The sequence below is a fragment of the Mycobacterium sp. 360MFTsu5.1 genome, assembly GCF_000383495.1.
In the GTDB taxonomy this organism is placed as follows: domain Bacteria; phylum Actinomycetota; class Actinomycetes; order Mycobacteriales; family Mycobacteriaceae; genus Mycobacterium; species Mycobacterium mucogenicum_B.
This window is the reverse complement of the sequence record NZ_KB911479.1, coordinates 17,626-40,672: the sequence shown is the minus strand read 5'-3', so window position 1 is coordinate 40,672 and position 23,047 is coordinate 17,626. Positions and strand designations below refer to the sequence as shown.

The following is a 23,047-nucleotide window of genomic DNA, read 5'->3' as shown; positions in this document are numbered from 1 at the left end:
AAGGAGTTCAGATGGGATCGTTGGACGGGAAGGTCGCCTTCATCACCGGCGCGGCCCGTGGGCAAGGTCGCAGCCACGCAGTGCATCTCGCGAGAGAAGGTGCGGGCATCATCGCCGTGGACATCTGCGCGGACATCGCATCGAACGGCTACCCCATGGCCAGCCGTGCCGAACTCGACGAAACCGTCGAACTGGTCGAATCCGTCGGCGGCAAGATCGTCGCCGCAGTCGCCGACGTCCGTGATTTCGCAGAACTCAAGTCGGCGCTGGACGCCGGCGTCGAGCAGTTCGGCCGCCTCGACATCGTCTGCGCGAACGCCGGTATCGCCACGATGGCATTCCGCGAACTGACCATCGAAGAAGAACTCGAGATGTGGACCGACGTCATCGACGTCAATCTGACGGGCGCCCTGCACACCGCCAAGTCGGCGATCCCCCACATCCTCGCCGGCGGGCGCGGCGGGTCCATCATCTTCACCAGCTCCACTGCCGGGTTGAAGGGCTTCGGCGGTGCGCAGGCCGGTGGTCTGGGCTATGCGGCATCCAAGCACGGCATCGTCGGTCTCATGCGGACACTGGCCAATGCGCTTGCCCCACAGAGCATCCGGGTGAACACCGTGCACCCGACGGCTGTCAACACCATGATGGCGGTCAATCCGGCCATGACGGCGTTCCTGGAGAACTATCCCGATGGCGGCCCACACTTGCAGAACCCCATGCCGGTCGGGTTGCTCGAACCAGAAGACATCAGCCATGCCGTCGCCTTCCTGGCCTCCGATGCCGCGCAGTACATCACCGGAGTCACGCTTCCGGTCGACGCCGGCTTCTGCAACAAGCTATGAACGTCATCACTGGACGAGTCGCCGGCAAGAAGATACTGATCACGGGCGCGGCCCGCGGGATGGGCCGGAGCCACGCCGTGCGCCTGGCCGAGGAGGGGGCCGACCTCATCCTCGTGGACATCTGTGAGTCCCTCTCGGTCCTCGAGTATCCGCTGGCCACTCGCGAGGACCTCGACGAAACCACCAATCTCGTCCGGGGATACGGACGCCGTGCCGCGACGTATGTCGTCGACGTTCGCGATGCCGACGCATTGCGGGCCGCGGTCGACGACGGTGTGCGGCAGTTGGGCGGTCTCGACGGCGCGATTGCCAACGCCGGCGTGCTCACCGCGGGAACCTGGGACACCACCACCACCGAACAGTGGCGCGCGGTGGTCGACGTGAACCTGATCGGCACCTGGAACACGTGCAGAGCCGCGCTGCCCTATCTGATCGACCGCGGCGGCAGCATCGTCAACATCAGCTCCGCCGCCGGTACCAAGGGGACACCGCTGCACCTGCCCTACACCGCGTCCAAGCATGGGATCGTGGGGCTCAGCAAGAGCCTGGCCAATGAGCTTGCCGCGCAGGGCATTCGCGTGAACACGGTACATCCCACCGGAGTGCCGACCGGAATGCAGCCGGCGTCCCTGCACGGCCTGATCCGGGAGACGCGGCCTGACCTGGCACCACTTTTCGCCAATGCCCTGCCGGTCGTCATGGCCGAGGCGGTCGACATCAGCAACGCGGTGCTGTACCTGATGTCCGACGAATCCCGATACGTCACGGGTCTGGAACTCAAAGTCGATGCCGGCGTGACGATTCGGTGAGCCAGAAAGGACGACGATGACGAGAATCGGCACCGACCGTCTCGAACGCGCCAAGTCGGCCTACGCCGACGTCATGACGGTTGCCGCACCGCCGGGATCCACACCGGTGGACGAATCCCTATTGGATTTCGTCTTCGCCGGCGTATGGCAGAGACCGGGCCTGACCCGGCGCGAGCGGCGCTTCGTCACCCTCCCCTGCGTCGCGGATGCCGATGCCGAAGACCCGTTGCGCGCCCATGTTTACGCCGCCCTGAACAGCGGTGACATCACGATCGTCGAGATCCGCGAAACCGTCCTACATTTCGCGGTGTACGCCGGCTGGCCGAAGGCTTCGCGCTTCAACATGATCGTCGACCAGGAATGGAACCGCATCCATCAGGAGCGGGGCATGCCGGTCCCCGACCCTGAACCACTGTTGCCGCTCTCCACTCCCAGCGACCCCGACCAACGGCTGGCCGTCGGCGCGGAGTGCTTCAAGGACATCAACTGCCTGCCGTTCGCGCCCGACCCGGACAACCCGTTCCAAGGCGCCGGCATCCTGAACTTCGTGTTCGGCGAAATGTGGCTGCGGCCGGGGTTGGCGCGAAAGGAACGGCGCCTGATCACCGTGGCCTGTGTGGCGTTCCAGGACGCGCCGTTTCCGATCGTCAGCCACGTCTACGCCGCCTTGAAGAGCCACGACGTGTCGTTCGACGAGATGGACGAACTGATACTGCAATTCGCCGCGCACTGCGGATGGCCCAAAGCTGCACATCTGAGCCAGGTTGCCGCCGAGCAGAAACGGCGCGTCACGCAGGAGTGGGCGGCTGAGGCCGACGGCGCCCCGCAGTCATCCGATACCTGATGGCGCTTTCGGCCCACAGCCGGCGCATAGGTGCCACACTGGCGACGTGACGACGAACGATATCTACGAGCGGCTCGGCGCGCTGGAGCAATTGGTCCGACATCTCTACGCGCAGACCGGCATCCCGCTGCCCGATGTGCGTTCGATGGCGCAAACGCAGGTGTCGAACCGCGTGCTCGAACTACTGGCCTCCGGCAACAAGATCGCGGCCGTCAAGGCATACCGCGATGAGGCCGGAGTCGACCTGCCCACCGCGACCCGGGTTATCGAATCCCTTTAGACCAAGGGAGCTTTCGTCATGCTCGCAGTCATCGCAACGATCCTGGAGAGCGGCGGACCGACGGCCGCGGCGGCGAGCCCGGCCGGCGACCGGATCTACGTCGGGAACAGCAATAGCCCGACGGTCTCCGTGATCGCCACCCCGACCAACACCGTGGTCGACAGCATCGGACCAGGCGTCGGTTTGCCGGGCGCGCAGCAATTGGTTGTGCATCCGGACGGTACGCGGCTGTACTGCAACAACTTCGGCGGGCTGTCGGTGATGGACGTCAACACCAAATCGGTTGTGGCCGTGGTTCCATCCGGCTGGGCCGGCAACGTGGCCATTCACCCCGACGGCTCGACGATCTACCTCGCGTCGGGCGGGGATATCAACGGCACTGCCGACCCGAAGGTCATGCTGATCAACGCCGCCACCAATACGGTGACCGGAAGCATCAAGGTCGACGAGGCGTACTACCTGGCCGTCAGCCCCAACGGCGCCCGGCTCTACGTGGCGGGCTACGGCGCGGACGCGCTAGCGGTCATCGACACCACCAGCCACAGCGTCGCGGGCACCATTTCCGTCGGCAAGCCTGCCGCCGGACTCGTCGTCAGCCCCGACAGCAGTCGCATCTACGTGATGGGCGCGGTCGAGTTCGGCGTCACCACCAGCTCGGTGACCGCGGTGGACGCCGCCACCGGCGCGATCATCGGCGGTGTCACCTTCCCGCTCGGCAAGGAGGTCACCGACATCGCCGTCGCGCCTGACGGCTCGGCGGTATTCGCCACCCAGCTGACGGGCGACGTCAACCGGATCGACACCGCCACGATGTCCGTGACAGACACCGTCAATATCGGCAATTACGCTGGGGCCATTGCTGTTTCGCACGACGGATCCCGGATCTATGTCACCAACCAGTACAACAACACCGTGTCGGTGATCGCGCAGCTGCACGTACCGTCCGGGGGTTTCGACCTTCCCGAACTGGTCGGCAAGCTCATCGGTGGCGCTGCCGCCGGCGGAAACGGTTGGCTGGTCATCGGCGACCACTTCTTTCCCGTCCCGCCTCGGGAACCCGCGCTACAGGCCGTTGCCCGCGCGCTCGCCCCGCACGTCGGCAAACCCGTGCAGAACCACGAATTGGGCCAGCGTCTGCGCCGCACGCTGTCGGCCGAACCCGAGGCCCCGAAAATGGCACCGGGCAGCTTCCACCCCGACGAGCACCGCCCGCAGCACTAGGCGCACCCGATCCAGGCACCAACATTGCGATAGCTCCACCCCGAGGCAAATTTGTCGCTACCGTCAATATTGCTTGAGTTCCCCCTCGGTCAGGAGCTTTCACATGCATACACTCACCGCCCGTATGAGCCTGCCCACCGCCGCCGCCGTCATGGCCGCAGGCGTCATCGTCGCCAGTCCCCCGCCACCGGTGTTGCGGGCTGTCCCGGCACCCGTGATCCACAGCGTGCAGATGCCCGATATCCAACTGACCGCCACCATTGCGGACATCCTGGAGTTCCCTGCCTTCAGGCAGTGGGTGAAGAATCAGATCGACGATGCCCTGACCATCGGTGTCGGCTTGGCCAAAGCCGGCCAGGGCGTCGGGCAGACCATCAGCGCCATCCCGGGACTCGTGGTCACCGTGGCCCAGCAGATCCTGGCCCGGGACCTCGTGGGCGCCCTCGGCACCGTCGAAGCGGGGGTGATCGGCGCGGTAACCGTCATCGGCGGGCCGATCCTGGTCTCCGTCATCGAACGCAACCAGCGCCAACTGGCCGTCCAGCAGGCATTGCAAGCGGCCGTGCCCGCCGCGCTCATCGGACTCGGCGCCGGCCTGCTCGGCGGGTTCAACGACGTCGCGACCTCGGCGATCATCGCCGGCCAGAACGTCGTGGCGGCGCTACTGCCCATCAACCTCGGCAATCTCGCCAAGGCCATCACCGACGGCGTCAAGCTCGTCATCCAGGGCCTCAATACCGGCGCCGGGAAGGTCATCGACGGAATCGCCTTCGCGCAGAACACCATCGCGAACGCGCTGGCGACGCAACCGGCACCGATCGCGGCCGTCACTCCCGCGCCGGCATCCGGAGTCGAGGCCACCGCCATCCCCAAGATCACCGCGACGAAGGTCAAGCCCACGGTCAAACTCGCGCCGACGGCAGCCAAGCCCACGGCGACCACGCCGACGGACACCAAAGACCCGACAGACACCAAAGATTCGACGGCGCCCGACACTCTCTCGACGGCGAACCACGACACCGACTCCGGTACCAAGCCCGACACCAAACCCGACACGACCGGGGCGGCAACCAACACGAGCGCCGGCTCGGGAACGTCGGACACCGGTAGCAAGGCCGAGAAGCAGACCACCCAGAAGAAGCCGAAGTCGAAGTCCGGCAAGAAGACACAGGCCAAGAAGGCCGAGTCGACGTCGCAGGCCGCCGCCTGAGGTCCCAGCACAGTGGGAGGTAATTCACAGGCGACCGCAGCATCGCGAAAAGCGCACTGATTCAACGATATCCACGTCCCAAGGTGAACGGCGGGAAGACTGCCGTTCACCTTGGGTTTGCACGCTGTCCCTACCATCCGCCCCTACTGCCGTCGCAGACGTGGACGCGCCGAGAGCGCGCCCCGGAGCACGAAAGCAACAGGAGCACAAGGTGATCGACACACTGGATATCGCGCTGCGGATCGGCGCCGGCCTGGGGCTGGGCGCGGCGATCGGGCTGGAGCGCCAGTGGCGGTCCCGCAACGCCGGGTTGCGCACCACCGCGCTGGTGAGCCTCGGCTCCGCGCTGTTCGTGATCATGGGCGGCTACACCTTCGCGGGCGAACACGCCGACCCCACGCGTGTCGCCGCCCAGGTCGCGTCCGGCATCGGCTTCCTCGGAGCCGGCGTGATCATGCAGCAGGGTGCCACGATCTCGGGGCTCAACACCGCGGCCACCCTGTGGGCCTCCGCCGCCATCGGGGCCCTGGCCGGCGGCGGACTGATGCTGCCCGCCGTGATCGGCAGCTGCGCCGTCATCGCCGCCAACATCTTCCTGCGGCCGGTCGGCCGCACGCTGGACCGTCACCGCCGCCCCGGCGCCGAAGAGTCCTCTGCCGAATACCGGTTCGAGGTGCGGTGCGCCACGAGCGCCGAGCTCCACATCCGCAGCCTGATCTTCGATGCCATCTCGCACCCCAACCTCACGGTGCGCTCCATCTCGGCCGTCGACCTGCCCGACGACGAGGGCGTCCGCATCACCGCCACCGTCATCGCCGACGAACGCGACGACCACCGCATCGAGGCCGCCCTGGCCGACGTCATCAAGGCGCCGGCGGTGACTGCGGTGCGGTGGAGTGCCGACGATATGAGCCCGGTCGACTGAGATCACGCCAAACTTGCCGCGAATGACACAGTGCCCCTCATGTGCAATACGACGACCGGACTCAATCCATTGCTGCAACGATTTCGTCAACGCACAATGCGTAGGACAGGCCGCTTATCGTCATCACCGAGCATTTCGTCTAGATGGTGGGCTGTCCAACCGAGCTCGATGGCAAGTTCACGTCGCGTGAGCCCGTAGCGTTCAGCGAGAGTGAACGCGTCGCGGAGCAGCGAAGGAACTTCACCCTTGTAAACAGAGATTGGCTCGTGGCGACTCAGCTCAGCAGCTGCACTCAGACGCTGATAGGCGCGCCGCACCGATACATCCGAAACGACGCCCAGCGCCCCCATCCTTCGAATCAGCGACTTTACCGAGACTCCCCATTCGACACTCAGTTTCTCAAGGGCCGCCATGCGCATGGTCCGCGGTAGAAGCGGACCGATTTCTGCCTGTGGTGTAAGGAACTCGGCAGCGAATTCGTCGGCCTCCCGCTCTTGCTGGCGATCTCCGGGGAGAGGGCTTGAGTGCAAAACAAGATGGCCCAGCTCATGAGCACACGTAAACCGATATGTATAGACCGAGAACGCCTTTTCGGGAGTAACGATCACAAGTGGCCGGCCAAGGGCGTCGGTGGAGTACGCACTGACACGTCTCACCGCTTCATTTGTCATCGCGATCAGGCTTACAACGATGCCGCGGGATTCCATTAGCGCGACGAGGTGAGGTAGTGGCCCACGTGCAATCCCCCATGCCTTTCGCAATGTCTGCGCGGCATGGGCCGGTGGGGTTCCCTCTGGAAAAGTTGGCACGTCAACCTCGGGAAGGCGAACTCGCTTTTCAAGCGCATATGTCAATTCCCACAACTGCTCAGCATGTGTGGCCGCCTTCGCGCGATCCTTAGCCCGTGTGGAACGAAGACTCCGAAAATGCGCGTTCGCCGCATCAAGTCTGCCGATAGGCCTACCGGCAGCGAAGAACTCAACTGGAACCCGCAGTACCCTTGATAGCTGCGGCAGGAGATCGTGACGTGGTTTCGTCGCACCAGTCTCGTACTGGCCAACTGCGGCCGCGGACACACCAAGCCGTTCCGCAAGCTCGACCTTCGTAAGCTCCGCGAGCACTCGCGCCTGCGTCAGGCGTGCGGAATCGAACGCACGAACAATTTCGTCGAGGCTTGATCCGCGCTCACCGAAGAGCCGGAGTTCGCCTTGGTCCTCATCAGTCATCGTCTGATGCCGGAATACCAGAATCTTGCTCTGGCTCTGACCGGTGACGCAGCTCCTTCTTCGGCGGCTCGCCGGTAGTAAACGTCTTGTGGCTGTCGACTACGCCGACCGGGCCGGGGGCAGCAACATCTGCCAAGTCCTCGGAAAAGCCCCATTCCAAGTGGCCACCTTCCGTCAACCGTGCCTCACCCCAGCTGACTCCATGGAGGCCCATCGGCGAGCTCGAGATCGCCACGACGACCACCTTATTGGTGGTCACCGAGTTATCACTAATCACTGCCTCGACCGCTGCGGCCAGCTCCTTCTCCTCGTCGGTCAGATCTGGGTCAGGCATACCAACGTCTAATTTGCCCTGGAATGGCACATCGTCCAGGGCGAACATCGCGACACGCGCGTCCGAAGTCGCAAACGTTGCCGAAGCCAGCCTGTCGCCTCGGGTGCGACCCCAGCGCCACGGGAATAACGCCACACCGTTTATGACAACAATTTTGTAGGACGCCTTTCCCGGCCGAATCAACGTGGCATGCGGCAAGTTTTCTAACGCCTCGAACTGTTCCAGAATCCCACGCCAGAACAGGCCATACACGGCGTGGCTGCGGTGGCCTGACGCGTCCTGCGAATCCACCATCGCCATGTGCTGCTCACGGACGAGCTGAGCAACCCGACCCCGGATGTGCACACCGTACTCACCAAATGTCTCGATAGCCCATCGGCGACCCTTGTCCACAGGACCACCCCTTCCTTCAGCCGACAGCCAGAACGCTACCATTGCACTTCATTTTTTCACGAGATCGACACGCTCGGTGCTCAAATTTGCTCGCCGCCGCGGATTCACCGTTGCCTCACCCCAACCGGCGCCACTCACCCTATGGGCGCCGGGGGTGCCGGCGATCCGGCTTCACGACGTTGGCCGCGCCGGCGCTATGCTGCTGGACGGTGGACTACGCCCTCGACCACGGCGAAATGACTTAGCCACAACCCGGCAATCATGCTCAACGTGCGCGTTCACGTCTACGACTGCACGCTGGCCTCAGCCGAAGACGCGCTGCTGAGCACATCGCGCCGCGGCGGCAGTTTGCCGACTAGCCCACAGGACCTTTATCGGCCCGTCATTACGCGCGCGTGCCGCGTCTACCACTGAGCTCGGTCGGCAATTTGGACACCCAGTGCACGAGGAGGTTGCCGGTACTGTCGCTCATCTCTCGGAGTCGCCGCATTACCTCATCGGGGGACATCTCGTACTCGGCCTGAAGCTCGCGCGAGAGTTCAATTTCCTTCGACTTCAGACGTTCGGCTAGTTCGCCGAACGCCGCATCGTCTTTTGCGTGCCGGAAGCTAGCGATCACCTGTAGACCGAGCGCCAGCAGGAATATCGGCCCATAGAAAGCCGTCACGGTCGCAATTAGTACAGCGGCAGCGCCAGACGCAGTTATCTGCGGAATAGTGTTGCCATACAAGGCGGTGGTTGCGTAGTAGAGGAATTGGGGTAGCGTAGCTCTGCCTTCGATTCTGAACTGATCGGGATCTGCCACGTAGATAGACAGGTTGATCAGCGTTAGCAGAATAGCCGATTGAACAAATAACCAAGCATAAGATATCAGATTCAAAAACACTAGTGCTTGACTCTTGCGAAACTGGCGCAACAAATCAGCATAATAGGACATTATTTTCACCTGTATCAGACCATTCGAGACAGTGTTGGAGAATTTCTCGAGCTGTTCCTTGGTGAAGCGGACTATGTCGTCACTCTTGAGTTCCGGCTCGATATAGCCATTGAACTCCATTCTCGTAGCAACCCCGACCAGTTTCTCTTGATACAAAGAAAACTTCGATGCCTGCATTCCAGAGAATACGGTCATGGCGTAGCGATAGATGAGCGCGATACCGAGTACGCACGCACAGAGTATCGATAACCATTTAACTGAACTGAACAGCGCAAGAACACAGACGATTACTTCCAGCGAGCGAACTAGAAATCTGAGCTTGAACCGATGAAACCAAGAAGATACAAGAGAAATAACAGCCAGAATCAGATTCCAACTCCGAAATTTAACCACTGCGCTGGGTACGGTCCAGAATAGGAAAATGAGCGGGAAGAGCACAATATAGATCAATAAAGCCCACGCCTTGCTGAATACCGCAATTAGCAGGGCGACTAGGCCGAGGACCACCAAGAATCGGAATTGCACGATCAGGTCGAACGGCGGGCCAACCTTGTCTGCGACATAGCGGTCGAAGTCGAAGATGAACAACTTAGTCAGCCCAAGTCCCCAAAAGACTGCGCCGAGAACACCTCCAACAAGGGAAAGACGACGCCAGCCCCGCTTGCGCGGCTTACCGCTAGCCTCAGACGAATCCTCAGCTTTAAGTTCCAGTACCGACACGTCAACTTTGTCCCAAAGCGGAAGCGTCAAGGCTCCCCCCTCTCCGCCCGGGCCTTATCCCGTTGACCTGCTACTGGTCCGGCGGGGGTCGGCTATCGATTGTGACCTGGCTGAAATCGCCTCTGATCGGTCGTTTGTTGGTGGGCGCGGACGGTATCGAACCGCCGACCGCTGGTGTGTAAAACCAGAGCTCTACCACTGAGCTACGCGCCCCGCCCCGGGCACGCTACACGCCGATGGCGGGTCAGGGAAAATCAGTCCAAGGCCGCCAGGGCGTCGACCCAGACCTGCTGGTCCCGCGCCTCGCCCGGCGATGTGCACTCCGCGAACCGCACAACGCCCTCCCGATCGACCAGGAATGTGCCCCGGTCCGGGTAGCCCGAAACCTCGTTGAAAACCCCGTACAGCTGGGACACCGCGCCGTGCGGCCAGAAGTCGCACAGGATCGGGAACTCGAAACCCGATTCCCGGGCCCACACCTTGTGGGTGGCCGGCGGCCCGACCGAGATGGTCAGCGTCTCCACCGAATCACTGCGGTACCGGGCCAGGTTTTCCTGAATCTCGCCGAGCTCCCCCGCACACACCGGGGTGAACGCCAGCGGGAAGAACACCAGCAGCACGTTCCGGCCGCGCAACGCCGACAGCGTCACCGCACGACCGTGCTGGTCTTTGAGAGTGAAGTCCGGGGCGACGGACCCGACGTCGATCACGATCGCGAACCTGACCACAGGGCAAAAAAGGCGCCAAAATTCCGCCACCCAGTCAGGCTCGCGGTACACGACACCTGCGGGAGCAATCCCAACCGCACTAGTGCCGGCCCGCGGCCTTCGACTTGGGCTGCACCAGGCGGCTGGCGATCCAGTCCCCGAGGTTGGCCGAAGAGGTGACGACCAGTCCGGCGGTGGGCGCCGACTCGGCGATCTCAGCAGGCTGCACGTGGCCACCCTTGCCGGTCTTCGGAGTCACCACCCAGATCACGCCGTCGTCGGCCAGCGGAGTGATGGCGTCCATCAGACGGTCCACCAGGTCGCCGTCGTCATCGCGCCACCACAGCAGTACGACGTCCACGACTTCGTCGGAATCCTCGTCGAGAAGCTCTCCGCCGCACGCATCTTCGATGTCAGCGCGGATGTCGTCGTCGGTGTCCTCGTCCCAACCCAGCTCCTGGACGATCTGATCTTTGTGAATGCCCAGTCTCTGGGCGTAGTTCGGCGCGTCCGCCGCGGCCACCGGTGTCCTCCTCTAACCTGCTTGTTTGCAGTCTGTGTGTGTGGAACCCAATAGTCGCACGCGACGACGATTCATTCGACGCAAGACACATCTTTGATGTGCGACAGCTACCCGCATGCGGTCTCGGTGGCCGACTTGGCGTTATTGAACGAGTCGACCGCCGCATTGAAATCAGAGGTCGACGCGTTGGTGCTGATCGCCGTCGCCAGCGACTGGGCCGCCGCCGACCAGCCGGCGAGCGCCGCCTTGAGGGTGTCGGACTGCACGGTCGTGGCGCTCTTGGTCACCGCGTCCGCGGCGTGGTGGAGCGCGTCGACCGCGGCCTGCAGCTTGGCGGCGTCGGTGCCACCGGCGTTCTCGGCGTCGACGTAGGCATTGACCGCCTGCATCGCCGGTTTGCCGGTGTCGACGAACGTCTGGCACGCGGCCTCCGTCGCCGCCTTGGAGGCGCTCGACGAACTGGAACTGGCCGACGCTGCCGCGGACAGCGACACCGACGTGCGGTACGCCGCGGCGCCGGGCTGGTCGACCGTGGAACTTCCTTCGACGGACTTACTGCAGCCGACGATCAACATGGCGGATACCGCCACGCCTCCGGATACCAAAGCGGCTGCGCGAAGCCGCGACACACTAGCCGCGCTGGTCATCATCAGCTGACCGTACAGGGTGGATGCGCCAATCACAGGCATCCGAACGCGTACTCGCCGGTAGCCCACCCCAACGCCTAATCTGCGGAACGATGGGGGGACCATGGGCAGTGCCAAAAGCATCCCCAAAATCGCATACCAAGGAGTGGCAGTTGACCACTGAGTTCGTGCGCCAAGACCTGGCTCAAAACTCCAGTACCTCAGCCGAACCCGACCGGGTCCGGGTGATTCGTGATGGCGTCGCGTCGTATCTTCCCGACATCGACCCGGACGAGACCGCCGAATGGCTGGAGTCGTTCGACGACCTGTTGGGCCGGTCGGGGCCGGCTCGTGCCCGCTACCTGATGCTCCGGCTGTTGGAGCGCTCGCGGGAGATGCGCGTGTCCATCCCCGCGCTGACGTCCACCGACTACGTCAACACCATCCCCACCGACCTGGAGCCGTGGTTCCCCGGTGACGAAGAGGTCGAGCGCCGCTTCCGCCGCTGGATCCGCTGGAACGCCGCGATCATGGTGCACCGCGCGCAGCGGCCGGGAGTCGGTGTGGGCGGCCACATTTCGACGTATGCGTCGTCGGCTTCGCTCTATGAGGTCGGCTTCAACCACTTCTTCCGCGGCAAGAACCACCCGGGCGGCGGCGACCAGATCTTCATCCAGGGCCACGCCTCCCCCGGCATCTACGCCCGCGCCTTCCTCGAGGGCCGCATCGACGAACACCGCCTGGACGGCTTCCGTCAGGAGCACTCGCATGCCGGGCTCGGCGGCGGCCTGCCGTCGTACCCGCACCCCCGCCTGATGCCCGATTTCTGGGAATTCCCCACGGTGTCAATGGGTTTGGGCCCGATGAACGCCATCTACCAGGCGCGCTTCAACCACTACCTGCACGACCGGGGCCTCAAGGACACCAGCGATCAGCACGTGTGGGCCTTCCTCGGCGACGGCGAGATGGACGAGCCCGAGAGCCGCGGCCTGATCCAGGTCGCCGCCAACGAGGCGCTCGACAACCTGACGTTCGTCGTCAACTGCAACCTGCAGCGGCTCGACGGCCCGGTCCGCGGCAACGGCAAGATCATCCAGGAACTGGAGTCGTTCTTCCGCGGCGCCGGCTGGAACGTCATCAAGGTGGTGTGGGGCCGCGAATGGGACGCCCTGCTTCATGCCGACAAGGACGGCGCGCTGGTGAACCTGATGAACGTCACCCCCGACGGTGACTACCAGACCTACAAGGCCAACGACGGCGCGTACGTGCGCGACCACTTCTTCGGCCGCGACCCGCGCACCAAGGCGCTGGTCGACCCGATGACCGACCAGGAGATCTGGAACCTCAAGCGCGGCGGCCACGACTACCGCAAGCTGTACGCCGCCTACCGCGCGGCCATGGAGCACAAGGGCCAGCCGACGGTCATCCTGGCCAAGACCATCAAGGGCTACACCCTGGGCAGCCACTTCGAGGGCCGCAACGCGACGCACCAGATGAAGAAGCTGGCGCTCGACGACCTCAAGAAGTTCCGCGACGCGACGCGGGTGCCGATCACCGACGCCCAGCTCGAGGAGAACCCGTACCTGCCGCCGTACTACCACCCGGGCTCCGAGTCACCGGAAATCCGGTACATGCTCGACCGGCGCCGTGCGCTCGGCGGCTTCCTGCCGGAGCGGCGCACCAAGTCCAAGCCGCTACCGCTGCCGCCCCGCGACGTCTACAAGTCACTCAAGAAGGGCTCGGGCAACCAGGCCGTCGCCACCACCATGGCAACGGTGCGCACCTTCAAAGAACTGTTGCGGGACAAGAACATCGGGCCGCGCATCGTCCCGATCATCCCCGACGAGGCCCGCACGTTCGGCATGGACTCGTGGTTCCCGAGCCTGAAGATCTACAACCGCAACGGCCAGCTCTACACCGCCGTGGATGCCGATCTGATGTTGGCGTACAAGGAATCCGAAGTCGGCCAGATCCTGCACGAGGGCATCAACGAAGCCGGGTCGACGGCGTCGTTCACCGCGGTCGCGACGTCGTACGCCACGCACGACCTGCCGATGATCCCGATCTACATCTTCTATTCGATGTTCGGGTTCCAGCGCACCGGCGACGGGTTCTGGGCGGCGGCCGACCAGATGGGCCGCGGCTTCGTGCTGGGCGCCACGGCCGGACGCACGACGCTCACCGGCGAGGGCCTGCAGCACGCGGACGGTCACTCGCTGCTGCTGGCCTCGACCAACCCCGCGGTGGTGTCGTACGACCCGGCGTTCGCCTACGAGATCGCGTACATCATCGAGAGCGGCCTCGAGCGCATGTACGGCGAGAACTCCGAGAACGTCTACTTCTACATCACCATCTACAACGAGCCGTACGTCCAGCCGGCCGAGCCCGAGAACTTCGACCCCGAAGGCGTCCTGCGCGGCATGTACCGCTACCGCGTCGCGCCGGAGAAGCGCTCCAGCACGGCGCAGATCCTGGCGTCGGGCGTCTCGATGCCCGAGGCGCTGCGGGCGGCGGACCTGCTGGCCGCGAACTGGGACGTAGCCGCCGACGTGTGGTCGGTGACCAGCTGGGGCGAGCTGAACCGCGACGGCGTGGACATCGACCGGCACGCGCTGCGCCACCCGGACCAGCAGGCCGGCGTGCCGTACGTGACCGCCCAGCTCGCGAAGACCGCGGGCCCCGTGGTCGCGGTATCCGACTGGATGCGCGCGGTGCCCGAGCAGATCCGCCCGTGGGTACCGAACACCTACGTCACGCTGGGCACGGACGGGTTCGGCTTCTCCGACACCCGCCCGGCCGCCCGCCGCTTCTTCAACACCGACGCGGAGTCGGTGGTGGTGGCGGTGCTGGAGGCCCTGGCTCGCGACGGCGAGATCGACCCGTCGGTGGCCGTCGCGGCCGCCAAGCAGTACCGGATCGACGACGTCTCGGCCGCCGAGGTGTCGTACGCCGACACCGGCAGCGCGTAGAGCCCGCGCACGCTGAGATGACGGTTTCTGTCAGAAACCGTCATCTCAGCGCGGCCGGATTGGCAGAAGTCTCCAGAAATCAGGCGTAGCTTTTAGTCATGCCCGACAACGCGACCAGCGGCAAGCGGTTCGTGCCGCCCAAGTCGACACTCGAAGTGCTCGAGAACGTCCCAGAGACGGTGCTGCGTCGCCTCAAGCAGTACTCCGGCACGTTGGCGACGCAGGCGGTGCACGCCCTCGAAGAGCGGCTGCCGTTCTTCGCCGAACTGGAGGCCTCGCAGCGGGCCAGCGTGCATCTGGTGGTGCAGACCGCGGTCGTCAACTTCGTCGAGTGGATGCGCGACCCCAACAGCGACGTCAGCTACACCGCGGAGGCCTTCGAGGTCGTGCCCCAGGACCTGCGGCGCCGTATCGCGCTGCGGCAGTCGGTGGAGATGGTGCGGACCACCATGGAGTTCTTCGAGGAAGTGGTGCCGCTGCTGGCCCGCACCGAGGAACAGTTGACGGCACTGACCGCCGGCATCCTGCGCTACAGCCGCGACCTGGCCTTCGCCGCCGCCAGCGCATACGCCGACCAGGCCGAGGCCCGCGGCGCCTGGGACACCCGGATGGAGGCCAACGTCGTCGACGCCGTCGTGCGCGGCGACGTGGGGCCCGGCCTGCAGTCGCAGGCCGCGGCACTGAACTGGGACGCCACCGCGCCCGCGACCGTCGTCGTGGGCTACCCGCGCCCCGACCGGGCCGATCTGGCGAGTGAGGACGTGCACGACGTCGTCACCCGCAACGGCCGCGTCGCACTGTCCGACGTCCACGGCACCTGGCTGGTGGCCATCGTGTCCGGGCAGATCTCCCCCACCGACCGATTCCTGGGTGAGCTGATGGGCGTGTTCGCCGACGCCCCGGTGGTCATCGGGCCGACGGCCGCCACGCTGGCGGCCGCGCACTACAGCGCCACCGAAGCCATCGCGGGGATGAATGCGGTGAGCGGGTGGACGGGTGCGCCCCGGCCGGTTCCGGCGCGTGAACTGCTGCCGGAACGTGCACTGCTCGGGGATCGGTCGGCCATCGCGGCCCTGGAACTCGAGGTCGTCCGGCCGCTGGCAGACGCAGGTCCGGCGCTGACGGAGACGCTCGACGCCTACCTCGACGCGGGCGGCGCCATAGAAGCGTGCGCCCGCAAATTGTTCGTTCATCCAAACACCGTCCGGTACCGGCTGCGCCGGATCGCGGACTTCACCGGCCGCGATCCGATGGTGCCCAGGGATGCGTATGTGCTCCGTGTGGCCTCCACAGTGGGCCGATTGAGCCGTACGCCCGCTCAGGCCAATCAGTAAATGGCCTGATCAGCACAGTTACAGCAACCCTACCCACCGGTAGCTTGCGACATACGATTGTGATCCACATCGCAGCGAGGTCTCGCCAACGTTGCATAACGTGCGTTTTTGTAGACATTCCACAAAACTTTAAGACGAGGTTCATAATCTCTTACACGGCATAAAACCCGCTTCACAGTGTTTTCTTAATCCGTGCCTCAAACACCTGTGCTTGCGCTGCTTGCCCCCGGGCAGGGATCTCAGACGCCCGGCATGCTCACCCCTTGGTTGGAGCTGGCCGGTGCTGCTGACCGTCTGGCCACCTGGTCGGAGATCAGCGGCCTGGATCTGGCCCAGCTGGGCACCACGGCGACCGCCGAGGAGATCACCGACACCGCGGTGACCCAGCCCCTGGTCGTCGCGGCCACGCTGCTCGCACACGAAGAGCTGACCAAGCGCGGCCTCCTGGCCGGCGCCACCACGATCGTGGCCGGCCACTCCGTCGGCGAGATCGCCGCCTACGCCATCGCGGGCGTCATCTCCGCCGACGAGGCCATCAAGCTCGCCGCCACCCGCGGCGCCGAGATGGCCAAAGCCTGCGCACTGGAGCCCACCGGCATGGCCGCGGTGCTCGGTGGCGACGAGGCCGAGGTCCTGGCCCGTCTCGAAGCTCTGGAACTGGTCCCGGCCAACCGCAACGCGGCGGGTCAGATCGTCGCCGCCGGTGCCGTCTCGGCGCTGGAGAAGCTGGCAGAGGATCCGCCGGCCAAGGCCCGGGTCCGCGTGCTGGCCACCGCCGGCGCCTTCCACACGCACTTCATGGGTTCGGCGCAGGAGCCGTACGCGGCTGCCGCGGCGACCGTCACCCCCAGCGAGCCGACCACCACGCTGCTGTCGAACGCCGACGGCCAGCCGGTCGCCGGCGCCGCGGACGCCATGGCCAAGCTGGTCGCCCAGATGACCCGTCCGGTCCGCTGGGACCTGTGCTCGGAAACGATGCGGAAGCGCTTCAGTGCCGCTCAGGAAGGCCAGGAGGTCACCGGCATCATCGAGTTCCCGCCGGCCGGCACCCTCGCCGGTATCGCCAAGCGCGAAGTCAAGGGCGTGCCCACCTTCGCCATCAAGACCCCCGCAGACCTGGACGGACTCGCCGAGTTCTGACAGGCCCGCTTGCCGAAACAACCAACCCGGCACACCAAATCCGGTGTGCCGACACAACAAAAAGAAGGAGCCATCGTGGCTGCCAGTCAAGAAGAAATCATCGCCGGCCTCGCCGAGATCATCGAAGAGGTCACCGGCATCGAGCCGTCTGAGGTGACCCCCGAGAAGTCCTTCGTCGACGACCTGGACATCGACTCGCTGTCAATGGTCGAGATCGCCGTCCAGACCGAGGACAAGTACGGCGTGAAGATCCCGGACGAGGACCTGGCCGGCCTGCGCACCGTTGGTGACGTCGTCTCCTACATCCAGAAGCTCGAGGAAGAGAACCCCGAGGCTGCTGCCGCGCTGCGCGATAAGTTCAGCAAGTGACCAGGCCTTCCACTGCTAACGGAGGCTTCCCGAACGTAGTGGTGACCGCCGTGGAGGCAACCACGGCGCTCGCTGCTGACATCGAGAGCACGTGGAAGGGCCTCCTGGCAGGCGAGAGCGGCATCCGCACTCTCGAGGACGACTGGGTCGAGAAGTGGGACCTTCCGGTGCGTATCGGTGGCCACCTGGTCGATGACCTGGAAAGCCAGCTGACCCGCGTCGAGCTGCGCCGCAACTCCTATGTGCAGCGCATGTCGCTCGTACTGGCGCGACGGTTGTGGAAGAACGCGGGTGCGCCCGAGGTCGATCCGGACCGTTTCGCCGTCGTGATCGGCACCGGTCTGGGTGGCGGCGAGAAGATCGTCGAAACCTACGACGCCATGAACGAGGGCGGCATCCGCAAGGTCAGCCCGCTCGCCGTTCAGATGATCATGCCCAACGGTGCGGCCGCGGTCGCCGGCTTGGAGCTCGGCGCCCGCGCCGGGGTCATCACGCCGGTGTCGGCGTGTTCGTCGGGTTCTGAGGCCATCGCCCACGGCTGGCGTCAGATCGTCATGGGCGACGCGGACTTCGCCGTCGTCGGCGGTGTCGAAGGTGCCATCGAAGCGCTGCCCATCGCGGCGTTCTCGATGATGCGCGCCATGTCGACCCGCAACGACGATCCGGCGGCTGCGTCGCGGCCGTTCGACAAGGATCGTGACGGCTTCGTGTTCGGCGAGGCCGGCGCGTTGATGATCATCGAGACCGAAGAGCACGCCCTGGCCCGTGGCGCCAAGCCGCTGGCCCGGCTCATGGGCGCCGGCATCACCTCGGACGCGTTCCACATGGTGGCTCCGGCCGACGGCGGCGTGCGCGCCGGTGCCGCGATGAAGCGTGCACTGGAGACCGCAGGCCTGGACGCCAAGGACATTGACCACGTCAATGCCCACGGCACGGCCACCCCGATCGGTGATACCGCCGAGGCCAATGCCATCCGCGTTGCCGGATGTCAGGGCGCCGCGGTGTACGCGCCGAAGTCGGCGCTCGGCCACTCCATCGGTGCGGTCGGTGCGCTGGAGTCCGTGTTGACGGTGCTCGCGTTGCGCGACGGGGTCATTCCCCCGACGCTCAACTACGAGACGCCGGATCCCGCCATCGATCTCGATGTTGTTGCGGGCGAGCCTCGTTATGGCGACTACAAGTACGCCATCAACAACTCGTTCGGGTTCGGTGGACACAATGTCGCCCTGGCCTTTGGGCGTTATTAAGTCGAAGGGACATTGAGCAGTAATGGCAGGGGTAACCGCTAACAGGTTGTCAACGGGGAATGGTCTCCCCAATGTGGTCGTGACTGGCGTCGCCATGTCGACCGCCCTGGCGACCGATGCCGAAACCACGTGGCAGAAGCTCCTTGACGGACAGAGTGGGATTCGCCTTCTCGAAGATGACTTCATCGAGAAGTACGACCTCCCCGTCCGGATCGGTGGCCATCTGCACGAGGATTTCGAAAGTGAACTGACGCGGGTCGAACTGCGTCGGCTGTCATACCTGCAGAAAATGTCGACGGTCATCGGCCGGCGAGTCTGGGAAAACGCAGGCTCGCCGGACGTTGATCCCCGACGACTGATGGTGTCTATCGGCACCGGCCTCGGCTCGACCGAGGAACTGGTCTTCGCCTACGACGGTATGCGCGAGCGCGGCCTGCGAGCGGTTTCGCCGCTGGTCGTGCAGATGTACATGCCCAACGGGGCGGCGGCCGCTGTCGGACTGGAGCGCAAGGCCAAGGCCGGGGTGTCCACCCTGATCTCGGCCTGCGCCTCCGGGTCCGAAGCCATCGCCAACGCCTGGCGCCAGCTGGTGCTGGGCGAGGCCGACGTCGCCATCGCCGGTGGCGTCGAAACCAAGATCGAGGCAGTGCCGATCGCCGGGTTCGCCCAGATGCGCATCGTGCTGTCCAACACCAACGACAACCCGGCCGGCGCCTGCCGCCCCTTCGACCGCGACCGCAACGGCTTCGTGTTCGGTGAGGGTGGCGCCATGCTGGTGCTCGAGACCGAGGAACACGCCAAAGCTCGCGGCGCCAACATCCTGGCCCGCCTGATGGGCGCCAGCGTCACCTCGGACGGCTACCACATCGTGGCCCCGGACCCCAACGGTGAACAGGCCGGCTACGCCATGACCCGGGCCATAGAACTGGCAGGGCTCGTTCCTTCCGACATCGACCACGTCAACGCGCACGCGACCGGCACCAGCGTCGGTGACGTCGCCGAGGGCGTGGCCATCAACAACGCCATGAAGGGCCACCGCCCCGCGGTGTACGCCCCCAAGTCCGCTCTGGGCCACTCGGTGGGCGCGGTTGGTGCGGTGGAGTCCATCCTCACCGTGCTCGCGCTGCGCGACGGCGTCATACCGCCCACACTGAACCTGGAAAACCTGGATCCGGAGATCGATCTGGATGTGGTCTCCAAGGCTCCGCGGCAGGGCGACTACAAGTACGCGATCAACAACTCGTTCGGGTTCGGCGGACACAACGTCGCACTCGTATTCGGCCGGTACTGAGCGACGAAGCGCATACCGCGAGATCAAGGAGATTAGAGAATGACGACCCTGGCACCTGAGGCGACGGCCGCCGAATCACTTGATCCTCGCGACCCGCTGCTGCGGCTCTCGACCTTCTTCGACCCGGGCAGCGTCAAGCCGCTGCACGAGCGCGACAAGTCGGGCGTCCTGGCCGCCTCCGGCACCGTCAACGGCGTGCACACCATCGCGTTCGCCACCGACGGCACCGTCATGGGTGGTGCCATGGGCGTCGACGGCTGCGCGCACATCGTCCGCGCCTACGACACCGCCATCGACGAGCAGGCCCCCATCGTGGGTATCTGGCACTCCGGTGGTGCCCGCCTCGCCGAGGGTGTGCGCGCGCTGCACGCGGTCGGCCAGGTCTTCGAGGCCATGATCCGGGCCTCGGGCTACATCCCGCAGATCTCGTTGGTCGTCGGCTTCGCCGCCGGCGGTGCCGCGTACGGCCCCGCCCTGACCGACGTCATCGTCATGGCCCCCGAGGGCCGCGTCTTCGTCACCGGCCCGGACGTCGTCCGCAGCGTCACCGGCGAGGACGTCGACATGGTCTCGCTCGGTGGCCCCGACACCCACCACAAGAAGTCCGGTGTGTGCCACATCGTCGCCGACGACGAACTCGACTGCTACGAGCGCGGCCGTCGCCTGGTCGGCCTGTTCAGCCAGCAGGGCCACTTCGACCGCACCAAGGCGGAGGCCGGCGACACCGACATCAAGGCCCTCATGCCCGAGTCGGCACGTCGTGCCTACGACGTGCACCCGATCGTGGAGGCCCTGCTCGACGAGGGCGTGCCGTTCGAAGAGTTCCAGTCCAAGTGGGCGCCGTCCATCGTGGTCGGCCTGGGCCGCCTCGCCGGTCGCTCCGTCGGCGTCATCGCCAACAACCCGCTGCGTCTGGGTGGCTGCCTGAACTCCGAAAGCGCCGAGAAGGCAGCACGTTTCGTGCGCCTGTGCGACGCTTTCGGTATCCCGCTGATCGTTCTGGTCGACGTCCCCGGCTACCTGCCCGGTGTGGACCAGGAGTGGGGCGGCGTCGTGCGCCGTGGCGCCAAGCTGCTGCACGCGTTCGGTGAGGCCGTGGTCCCCCGCGTCACGCTGGTGACTCGCAAGATCTACGGCGGCGCGTACATCGCCATGAACTCGCGGTCGCTCGGTGCGACGAAGGTGTTCGCCTGGCCGGACGCCGAGGTCGCCGTCATGGGCGCCAAGGCCGCCGTCGGCATCCTGCACAAGCGCAAGCTGGCCGCCGTCGAGGACGCGGCCGAGCGTGAGGCCCTCCATGAGGAACTCGCGCTGGAACACGAAAGGATTGCCGGTGGCGTCGACTCCGCCATCGAGATCGGCGTGGTGGACGAGAAGATCGACCCGGCCCACACCCGGTCGAAGATCACCCAGGCCCTCGCCGAGGCCCCGGCCCGCCGCGGTCGCCACAAGAACATCGCGCTGTAATCACGCGAACAACCACAAAACTGCCCCTCGCCTTCGGACGAGGGGCAGTTTTGTCTTATCGCGATGAATTTCGGCAACCGCGGAGGTCAACACGCACATGACGCAGCTGGTGAAAGTGCAGAACTTCAACGTCTCGGCAGACGGCTTCGGCGCCGGTGTCGGACAGAGCTTCGAGCGGCCCTTCGGCCACGCCGACCCCGGCAGCATGTTCGCCTGGGCCGGCGCGACCGCCAGCTGGCCCAACCGCACCGATCCGGGCGGCACCCGCGGGCTCGACGACCACCTCGTGCGCGACTTCCACCACAACATCGGCGCAGAGATCATGGGCGCCAACAAGTTCAGCCCCTACCGCGGACCGGCCCGGCTCGACTGGCAGGGCTGGTGGGGCGACGAACCGCCGTTCCACACCCCGGTTTTCGTGATGACGCACCACCTGCGGCCGTCGTTCACATTGTCGAACACGACCTTCCACTTCGTCGACGCGGGACCGGCCGAGGTGCTGGAACTGGCGCGGGAAGCCGCGCAGGGCAAGGACATCCGCATCGGTGGCGGGGCGACGACGGTCCGCGAGTTCCTCGACGCCGACCTGATCGACACCCTGCACATCGTGGTGTCCCCCACCGTGACGCTCGGCGAGGGCTCACGACTCTGGGAGTCCCCCGACGAGCTGCTCGACCGGTACCACTGCGACGTGGTGCCCAGCTCCAGCGGCGTCATCCACCACTTGTTCTGGCGCCGCTGACTTCACTCGCGAGCTGGGGGTACCTCCCGCTTGTGGGGGAACGTAAAACTGTCGCTTTTCGCCCGAAAACGACAGTTTTACGTCTGCTCGGCAATGGCTACCGCGTGGTGTAGCCGCCGTTGGCGAAGATGGTCTGGCCGGTGATCCAGTGGCCCTCGTCGGCGAGGAACACGACCAGCGGGGCGATGTCCTCGATGAGGGTCAGCCGGTCGCCCATCGCCTGCGACTTGTGGAACGCCACGCGTTCCGGGGTCTCCTGGCCGTAGAAGAACGGCGTGTCCATGGGCCCCGGACCGACGTTGTTGACGTTGATCCCGCGGGCCGCGAACTCTTTCGCGGCGGCGCGGGTGAAGTGCTCGACGGGGCTCTTGGCGCCGGCGTAGGTGCTGTAGCCATCGGTGAAGGCCGCCAGCAGCGCCGTCACGATGGTGATCACCGATCCGCCGTCGTTCAGGCGGCGGCCGGCCTGCTGCAGGAAGAAGTACGCGGCCTTGGCGTTGATGTCGAACATCGAATCGTATTCGGCCTCAGTCGTTTCCACGATCGGCTTGCGCAGCACCTTGCCGACGGTGTTGATCGCGATGTCGACGCCGCCGAACGCCTCGACCGCCGCGTCGAACAGCTTCTCCACGTTGCCGGGAACGGTCAGGTCGCCCTGGACCTTGATGGCCTTGGCACCGGCGGACTCGATGGCGGCGACGGTCTGGTCGGCGTCGGCCTCGGTGGCGGCGCTGTTGTAGTGCACCGCGACGTTGACGCCGCGCGCGCCGAGGGTCGTGCTGATCAGGCCGCCCAGGTTCTTGGCTCCGGCGGCGACGACTGCTGTTTTACCTTCGAGATTGCTCATGCCGCCCACGCTAGCCACGGCCAACCACAAATAGAAACGAAACT

Annotated in this window: 22 protein-coding genes and 1 tRNA gene; 15 read left to right on the top strand and 8 right to left on the bottom strand. The window is 65.3% G+C overall.

Features of this window, described 5'->3' with window-relative positions; translation table 11 throughout:
* Nucleotides 1-11 precede the first annotated feature (11 nt).
* The 7 genes from H289_RS0128350 (at nucleotide 12) to H289_RS0128320 (ending at nucleotide 6,131) form a co-directional block, all read left to right on the top strand.
* On the top strand, nucleotides 12-842 hold the full coding sequence (locus tag H289_RS0128350) for a mycofactocin-coupled SDR family oxidoreductase (protein ID WP_020104244.1): 831 nt from the start codon (nucleotides 12-14) through the stop codon (nucleotides 840-842).
* On the top strand, nucleotides 839-1,651 hold the full coding sequence (locus H289_RS0128345) for a mycofactocin-coupled SDR family oxidoreductase (RefSeq protein ID WP_020104243.1): 813 nt from the start codon (nucleotides 839-841) through the stop codon (nucleotides 1,649-1,651). The genes H289_RS0128350 and H289_RS0128345 overlap by 4 nt, the downstream gene beginning before the upstream one ends.
* Nucleotides 1,652-1,667: 16 nt before the next feature.
* Nucleotides 1,668-2,495 carry a carboxymuconolactone decarboxylase family protein gene (locus H289_RS0128340; protein WP_020104242.1) on the top strand — a complete coding sequence of 276 codons (828 nt, stop codon included), beginning with the start codon at nucleotides 1,668-1,670 and terminating at the stop codon, nucleotides 2,493-2,495.
* 46 nt (nucleotides 2,496-2,541) lie between these two features.
* Entirely contained in the window at nucleotides 2,542-2,775 is a 234-nt protein-coding gene (locus H289_RS0128335) for a hypothetical protein (protein ID WP_020104241.1), read from the top strand.
* An 18-nt stretch (nucleotides 2,776-2,793) separates the two neighbouring features.
* The gene (locus tag H289_RS31555; protein ID WP_051128627.1) at nucleotides 2,794-3,996 is read left to right on the top strand and encodes a YncE family protein; all 1,203 of its coding nucleotides are present in this window, start codon (nucleotides 2,794-2,796) and stop codon (nucleotides 3,994-3,996) included.
* A 103-nt stretch (nucleotides 3,997-4,099) separates the two neighbouring features.
* A complete protein-coding gene (locus tag H289_RS0128325; protein WP_155944289.1) occupies nucleotides 4,100-5,206 on the top strand; it encodes a hypothetical protein in 1,107 nt (368 codons plus the stop codon).
* Between the two features lie 214 nt (nucleotides 5,207-5,420).
* A complete protein-coding gene (locus H289_RS0128320) occupies nucleotides 5,421-6,131 on the top strand; it encodes an MgtC/SapB family protein (RefSeq protein ID WP_029105869.1) in 711 nt (236 codons plus the stop codon).
* Between the two features lie 86 nt (nucleotides 6,132-6,217).
* Here the strand turns inward: H289_RS0128320 and H289_RS0128315 are convergent, their stop codons facing one another.
* From H289_RS0128315 to H289_RS33230, 7 genes are all read right to left on the bottom strand, one after another.
* On the bottom strand, nucleotides 6,218-7,357 hold the full coding sequence (locus H289_RS0128315) for an XRE family transcriptional regulator (RefSeq protein WP_029105868.1): 1,140 nt from the start codon (nucleotides 7,355-7,357) through the stop codon (nucleotides 6,218-6,220).
* Complete coding sequence (locus tag H289_RS0128310; RefSeq protein WP_020104237.1) at nucleotides 7,350-8,084, bottom strand: hypothetical protein; 735 nt, start codon at nucleotides 8,082-8,084, stop codon at nucleotides 7,350-7,352. Before H289_RS0128310 ends, H289_RS0128315 begins: the two co-directional genes overlap by 8 nt.
* Before the next feature lie 385 nt (nucleotides 8,085-8,469).
* Nucleotides 8,470-9,771, bottom strand: a complete 1,302-nt coding sequence (locus H289_RS0128305; protein ID WP_155944288.1) for a hypothetical protein — start codon at nucleotides 9,769-9,771, stop codon at nucleotides 8,470-8,472.
* A 108-nt stretch (nucleotides 9,772-9,879) separates the two neighbouring features.
* Nucleotides 9,880-9,954 (bottom strand) — tRNA-Val (locus tag H289_RS0128300).
* Between the two features lie 41 nt (nucleotides 9,955-9,995).
* Nucleotides 9,996-10,451, bottom strand: coding sequence for a peroxiredoxin (locus H289_RS0128295; RefSeq protein WP_029105867.1), 456 nt, complete (start codon nucleotides 10,449-10,451; stop codon nucleotides 9,996-9,998).
* Nucleotides 10,452-10,548: 97 nt separating this feature from the next.
* Nucleotides 10,549-10,971, bottom strand: coding sequence for a DUF3052 domain-containing protein (locus H289_RS0128290; protein ID WP_020104234.1), 423 nt, complete (start codon nucleotides 10,969-10,971; stop codon nucleotides 10,549-10,551).
* Between the two features lie 107 nt (nucleotides 10,972-11,078).
* The gene (locus tag H289_RS33230; RefSeq protein ID WP_155944287.1) at nucleotides 11,079-11,561 is read right to left on the bottom strand and encodes an Rv2240c family protein; all 483 of its coding nucleotides are present in this window, start codon (nucleotides 11,559-11,561) and stop codon (nucleotides 11,079-11,081) included.
* A gap of 209 nt (nucleotides 11,562-11,770) precedes the next feature.
* Between H289_RS33230 and aceE the strand changes: the two genes are divergently transcribed.
* The 8 genes from aceE to H289_RS0128245 all read left to right on the top strand — a co-directional run bounded on the left by aceE (nucleotide 11,771) and on the right by H289_RS0128245 (nucleotide 22,156).
* The gene (gene aceE, locus H289_RS0128280) at nucleotides 11,771-14,566 is read left to right on the top strand and encodes a pyruvate dehydrogenase (acetyl-transferring), homodimeric type (RefSeq protein WP_020104231.1); all 2,796 of its coding nucleotides are present in this window, start codon (nucleotides 11,771-11,773) and stop codon (nucleotides 14,564-14,566) included.
* A gap of 98 nt (nucleotides 14,567-14,664) precedes the next feature.
* Entirely contained in the window at nucleotides 14,665-15,900 is a 1,236-nt protein-coding gene (locus tag H289_RS0128275) for a PucR family transcriptional regulator (RefSeq protein WP_020104230.1), read from the top strand.
* 207 nt (nucleotides 15,901-16,107) lie between these two features.
* Nucleotides 16,108-17,040 (top strand): ACP S-malonyltransferase, encoded by a 933-nt coding sequence (locus H289_RS0128270; protein ID WP_196810101.1) that lies wholly within the window; start codon nucleotides 16,108-16,110, stop codon nucleotides 17,038-17,040.
* Between the two features lie 75 nt (nucleotides 17,041-17,115).
* Nucleotides 17,116-17,409 (top strand): meromycolate extension acyl carrier protein AcpM, encoded by a 294-nt coding sequence (gene acpM, locus H289_RS0128265; RefSeq protein ID WP_020104228.1) that lies wholly within the window; start codon nucleotides 17,116-17,118, stop codon nucleotides 17,407-17,409.
* A complete protein-coding gene (gene kasA, locus H289_RS0128260; protein WP_029105865.1) occupies nucleotides 17,406-18,656 on the top strand; it encodes a 3-oxoacyl-ACP synthase KasA in 1,251 nt (416 codons plus the stop codon). Before acpM ends, kasA begins: the two co-directional genes overlap by 4 nt.
* A 22-nt stretch (nucleotides 18,657-18,678) precedes the next feature.
* Nucleotides 18,679-19,947, top strand: a complete 1,269-nt coding sequence (gene kasB, locus H289_RS0128255; protein ID WP_029105864.1) for a 3-oxoacyl-ACP synthase KasB — start codon at nucleotides 18,679-18,681, stop codon at nucleotides 19,945-19,947.
* A gap of 39 nt (nucleotides 19,948-19,986) precedes the next feature.
* Complete coding sequence (locus tag H289_RS0128250) at nucleotides 19,987-21,414, top strand: acyl-CoA carboxylase subunit beta (RefSeq protein ID WP_020104225.1); 1,428 nt, start codon at nucleotides 19,987-19,989, stop codon at nucleotides 21,412-21,414.
* 97 nt (nucleotides 21,415-21,511) lie between these two features.
* Nucleotides 21,512-22,156: a dihydrofolate reductase family protein gene (locus H289_RS0128245; protein ID WP_020104224.1), complete on the top strand. Its 645-nt coding sequence runs from the start codon at nucleotides 21,512-21,514 to the stop codon at nucleotides 22,154-22,156.
* A 97-nt stretch (nucleotides 22,157-22,253) separates the two neighbouring features.
* Here H289_RS0128245 and H289_RS0128240 read toward each other — a convergent pair whose 3' ends face one another.
* Nucleotides 22,254-23,003, bottom strand: a complete 750-nt coding sequence (locus H289_RS0128240) for an SDR family oxidoreductase (protein WP_020104223.1) — start codon at nucleotides 23,001-23,003, stop codon at nucleotides 22,254-22,256.
* Nucleotides 23,004-23,047 lie beyond the last annotated feature (44 nt).

Bases quoted from the DNA above. Each gene is read 5' to 3' on its own strand.
- H289_RS0128350 (WP_020104244.1), top strand. From the start codon at position 12: ATGGGATCGTTGGACGGGAAGGTCGCCTTCATCACCGGCGCGGCCCGT.
- H289_RS0128345 (WP_020104243.1), top strand. From the start codon at position 839: ATGAACGTCATCACTGGACGAGTCGCCGGCAAGAAGATACTGATCACG.
- H289_RS0128340 (WP_020104242.1), top strand. From the start codon at position 1,668: ATGACGAGAATCGGCACCGACCGTCTCGAACGCGCCAAGTCGGCCTAC.
- H289_RS31555 (WP_051128627.1), top strand. From the start codon at position 2,794: ATGCTCGCAGTCATCGCAACGATCCTGGAGAGCGGCGGACCGACGGCC.
- H289_RS0128325 (WP_155944289.1), top strand. From the start codon at position 4,100: ATGCATACACTCACCGCCCGTATGAGCCTGCCCACCGCCGCCGCCGTC.
- H289_RS0128315 (WP_029105868.1), bottom strand. From the start codon at position 7,357: ATGACTGATGAGGACCAAGGCGAACTCCGGCTCTTCGGTGAGCGCGGA.
- H289_RS0128275 (WP_020104230.1), top strand. From the start codon at position 14,665: ATGCCCGACAACGCGACCAGCGGCAAGCGGTTCGTGCCGCCCAAGTCG.
- kasB (WP_029105864.1), top strand. From the start codon at position 18,679: ATGGCAGGGGTAACCGCTAACAGGTTGTCAACGGGGAATGGTCTCCCC.
- H289_RS0128250 (WP_020104225.1), top strand. From the start codon at position 19,987: ATGACGACCCTGGCACCTGAGGCGACGGCCGCCGAATCACTTGATCCT.
- H289_RS0128245 (WP_020104224.1), top strand. From the start codon at position 21,512: ATGACGCAGCTGGTGAAAGTGCAGAACTTCAACGTCTCGGCAGACGGC.
- H289_RS0128240 (WP_020104223.1), bottom strand. From the start codon at position 23,003: ATGAGCAATCTCGAAGGTAAAACAGCAGTCGTCGCCGCCGGAGCCAAG.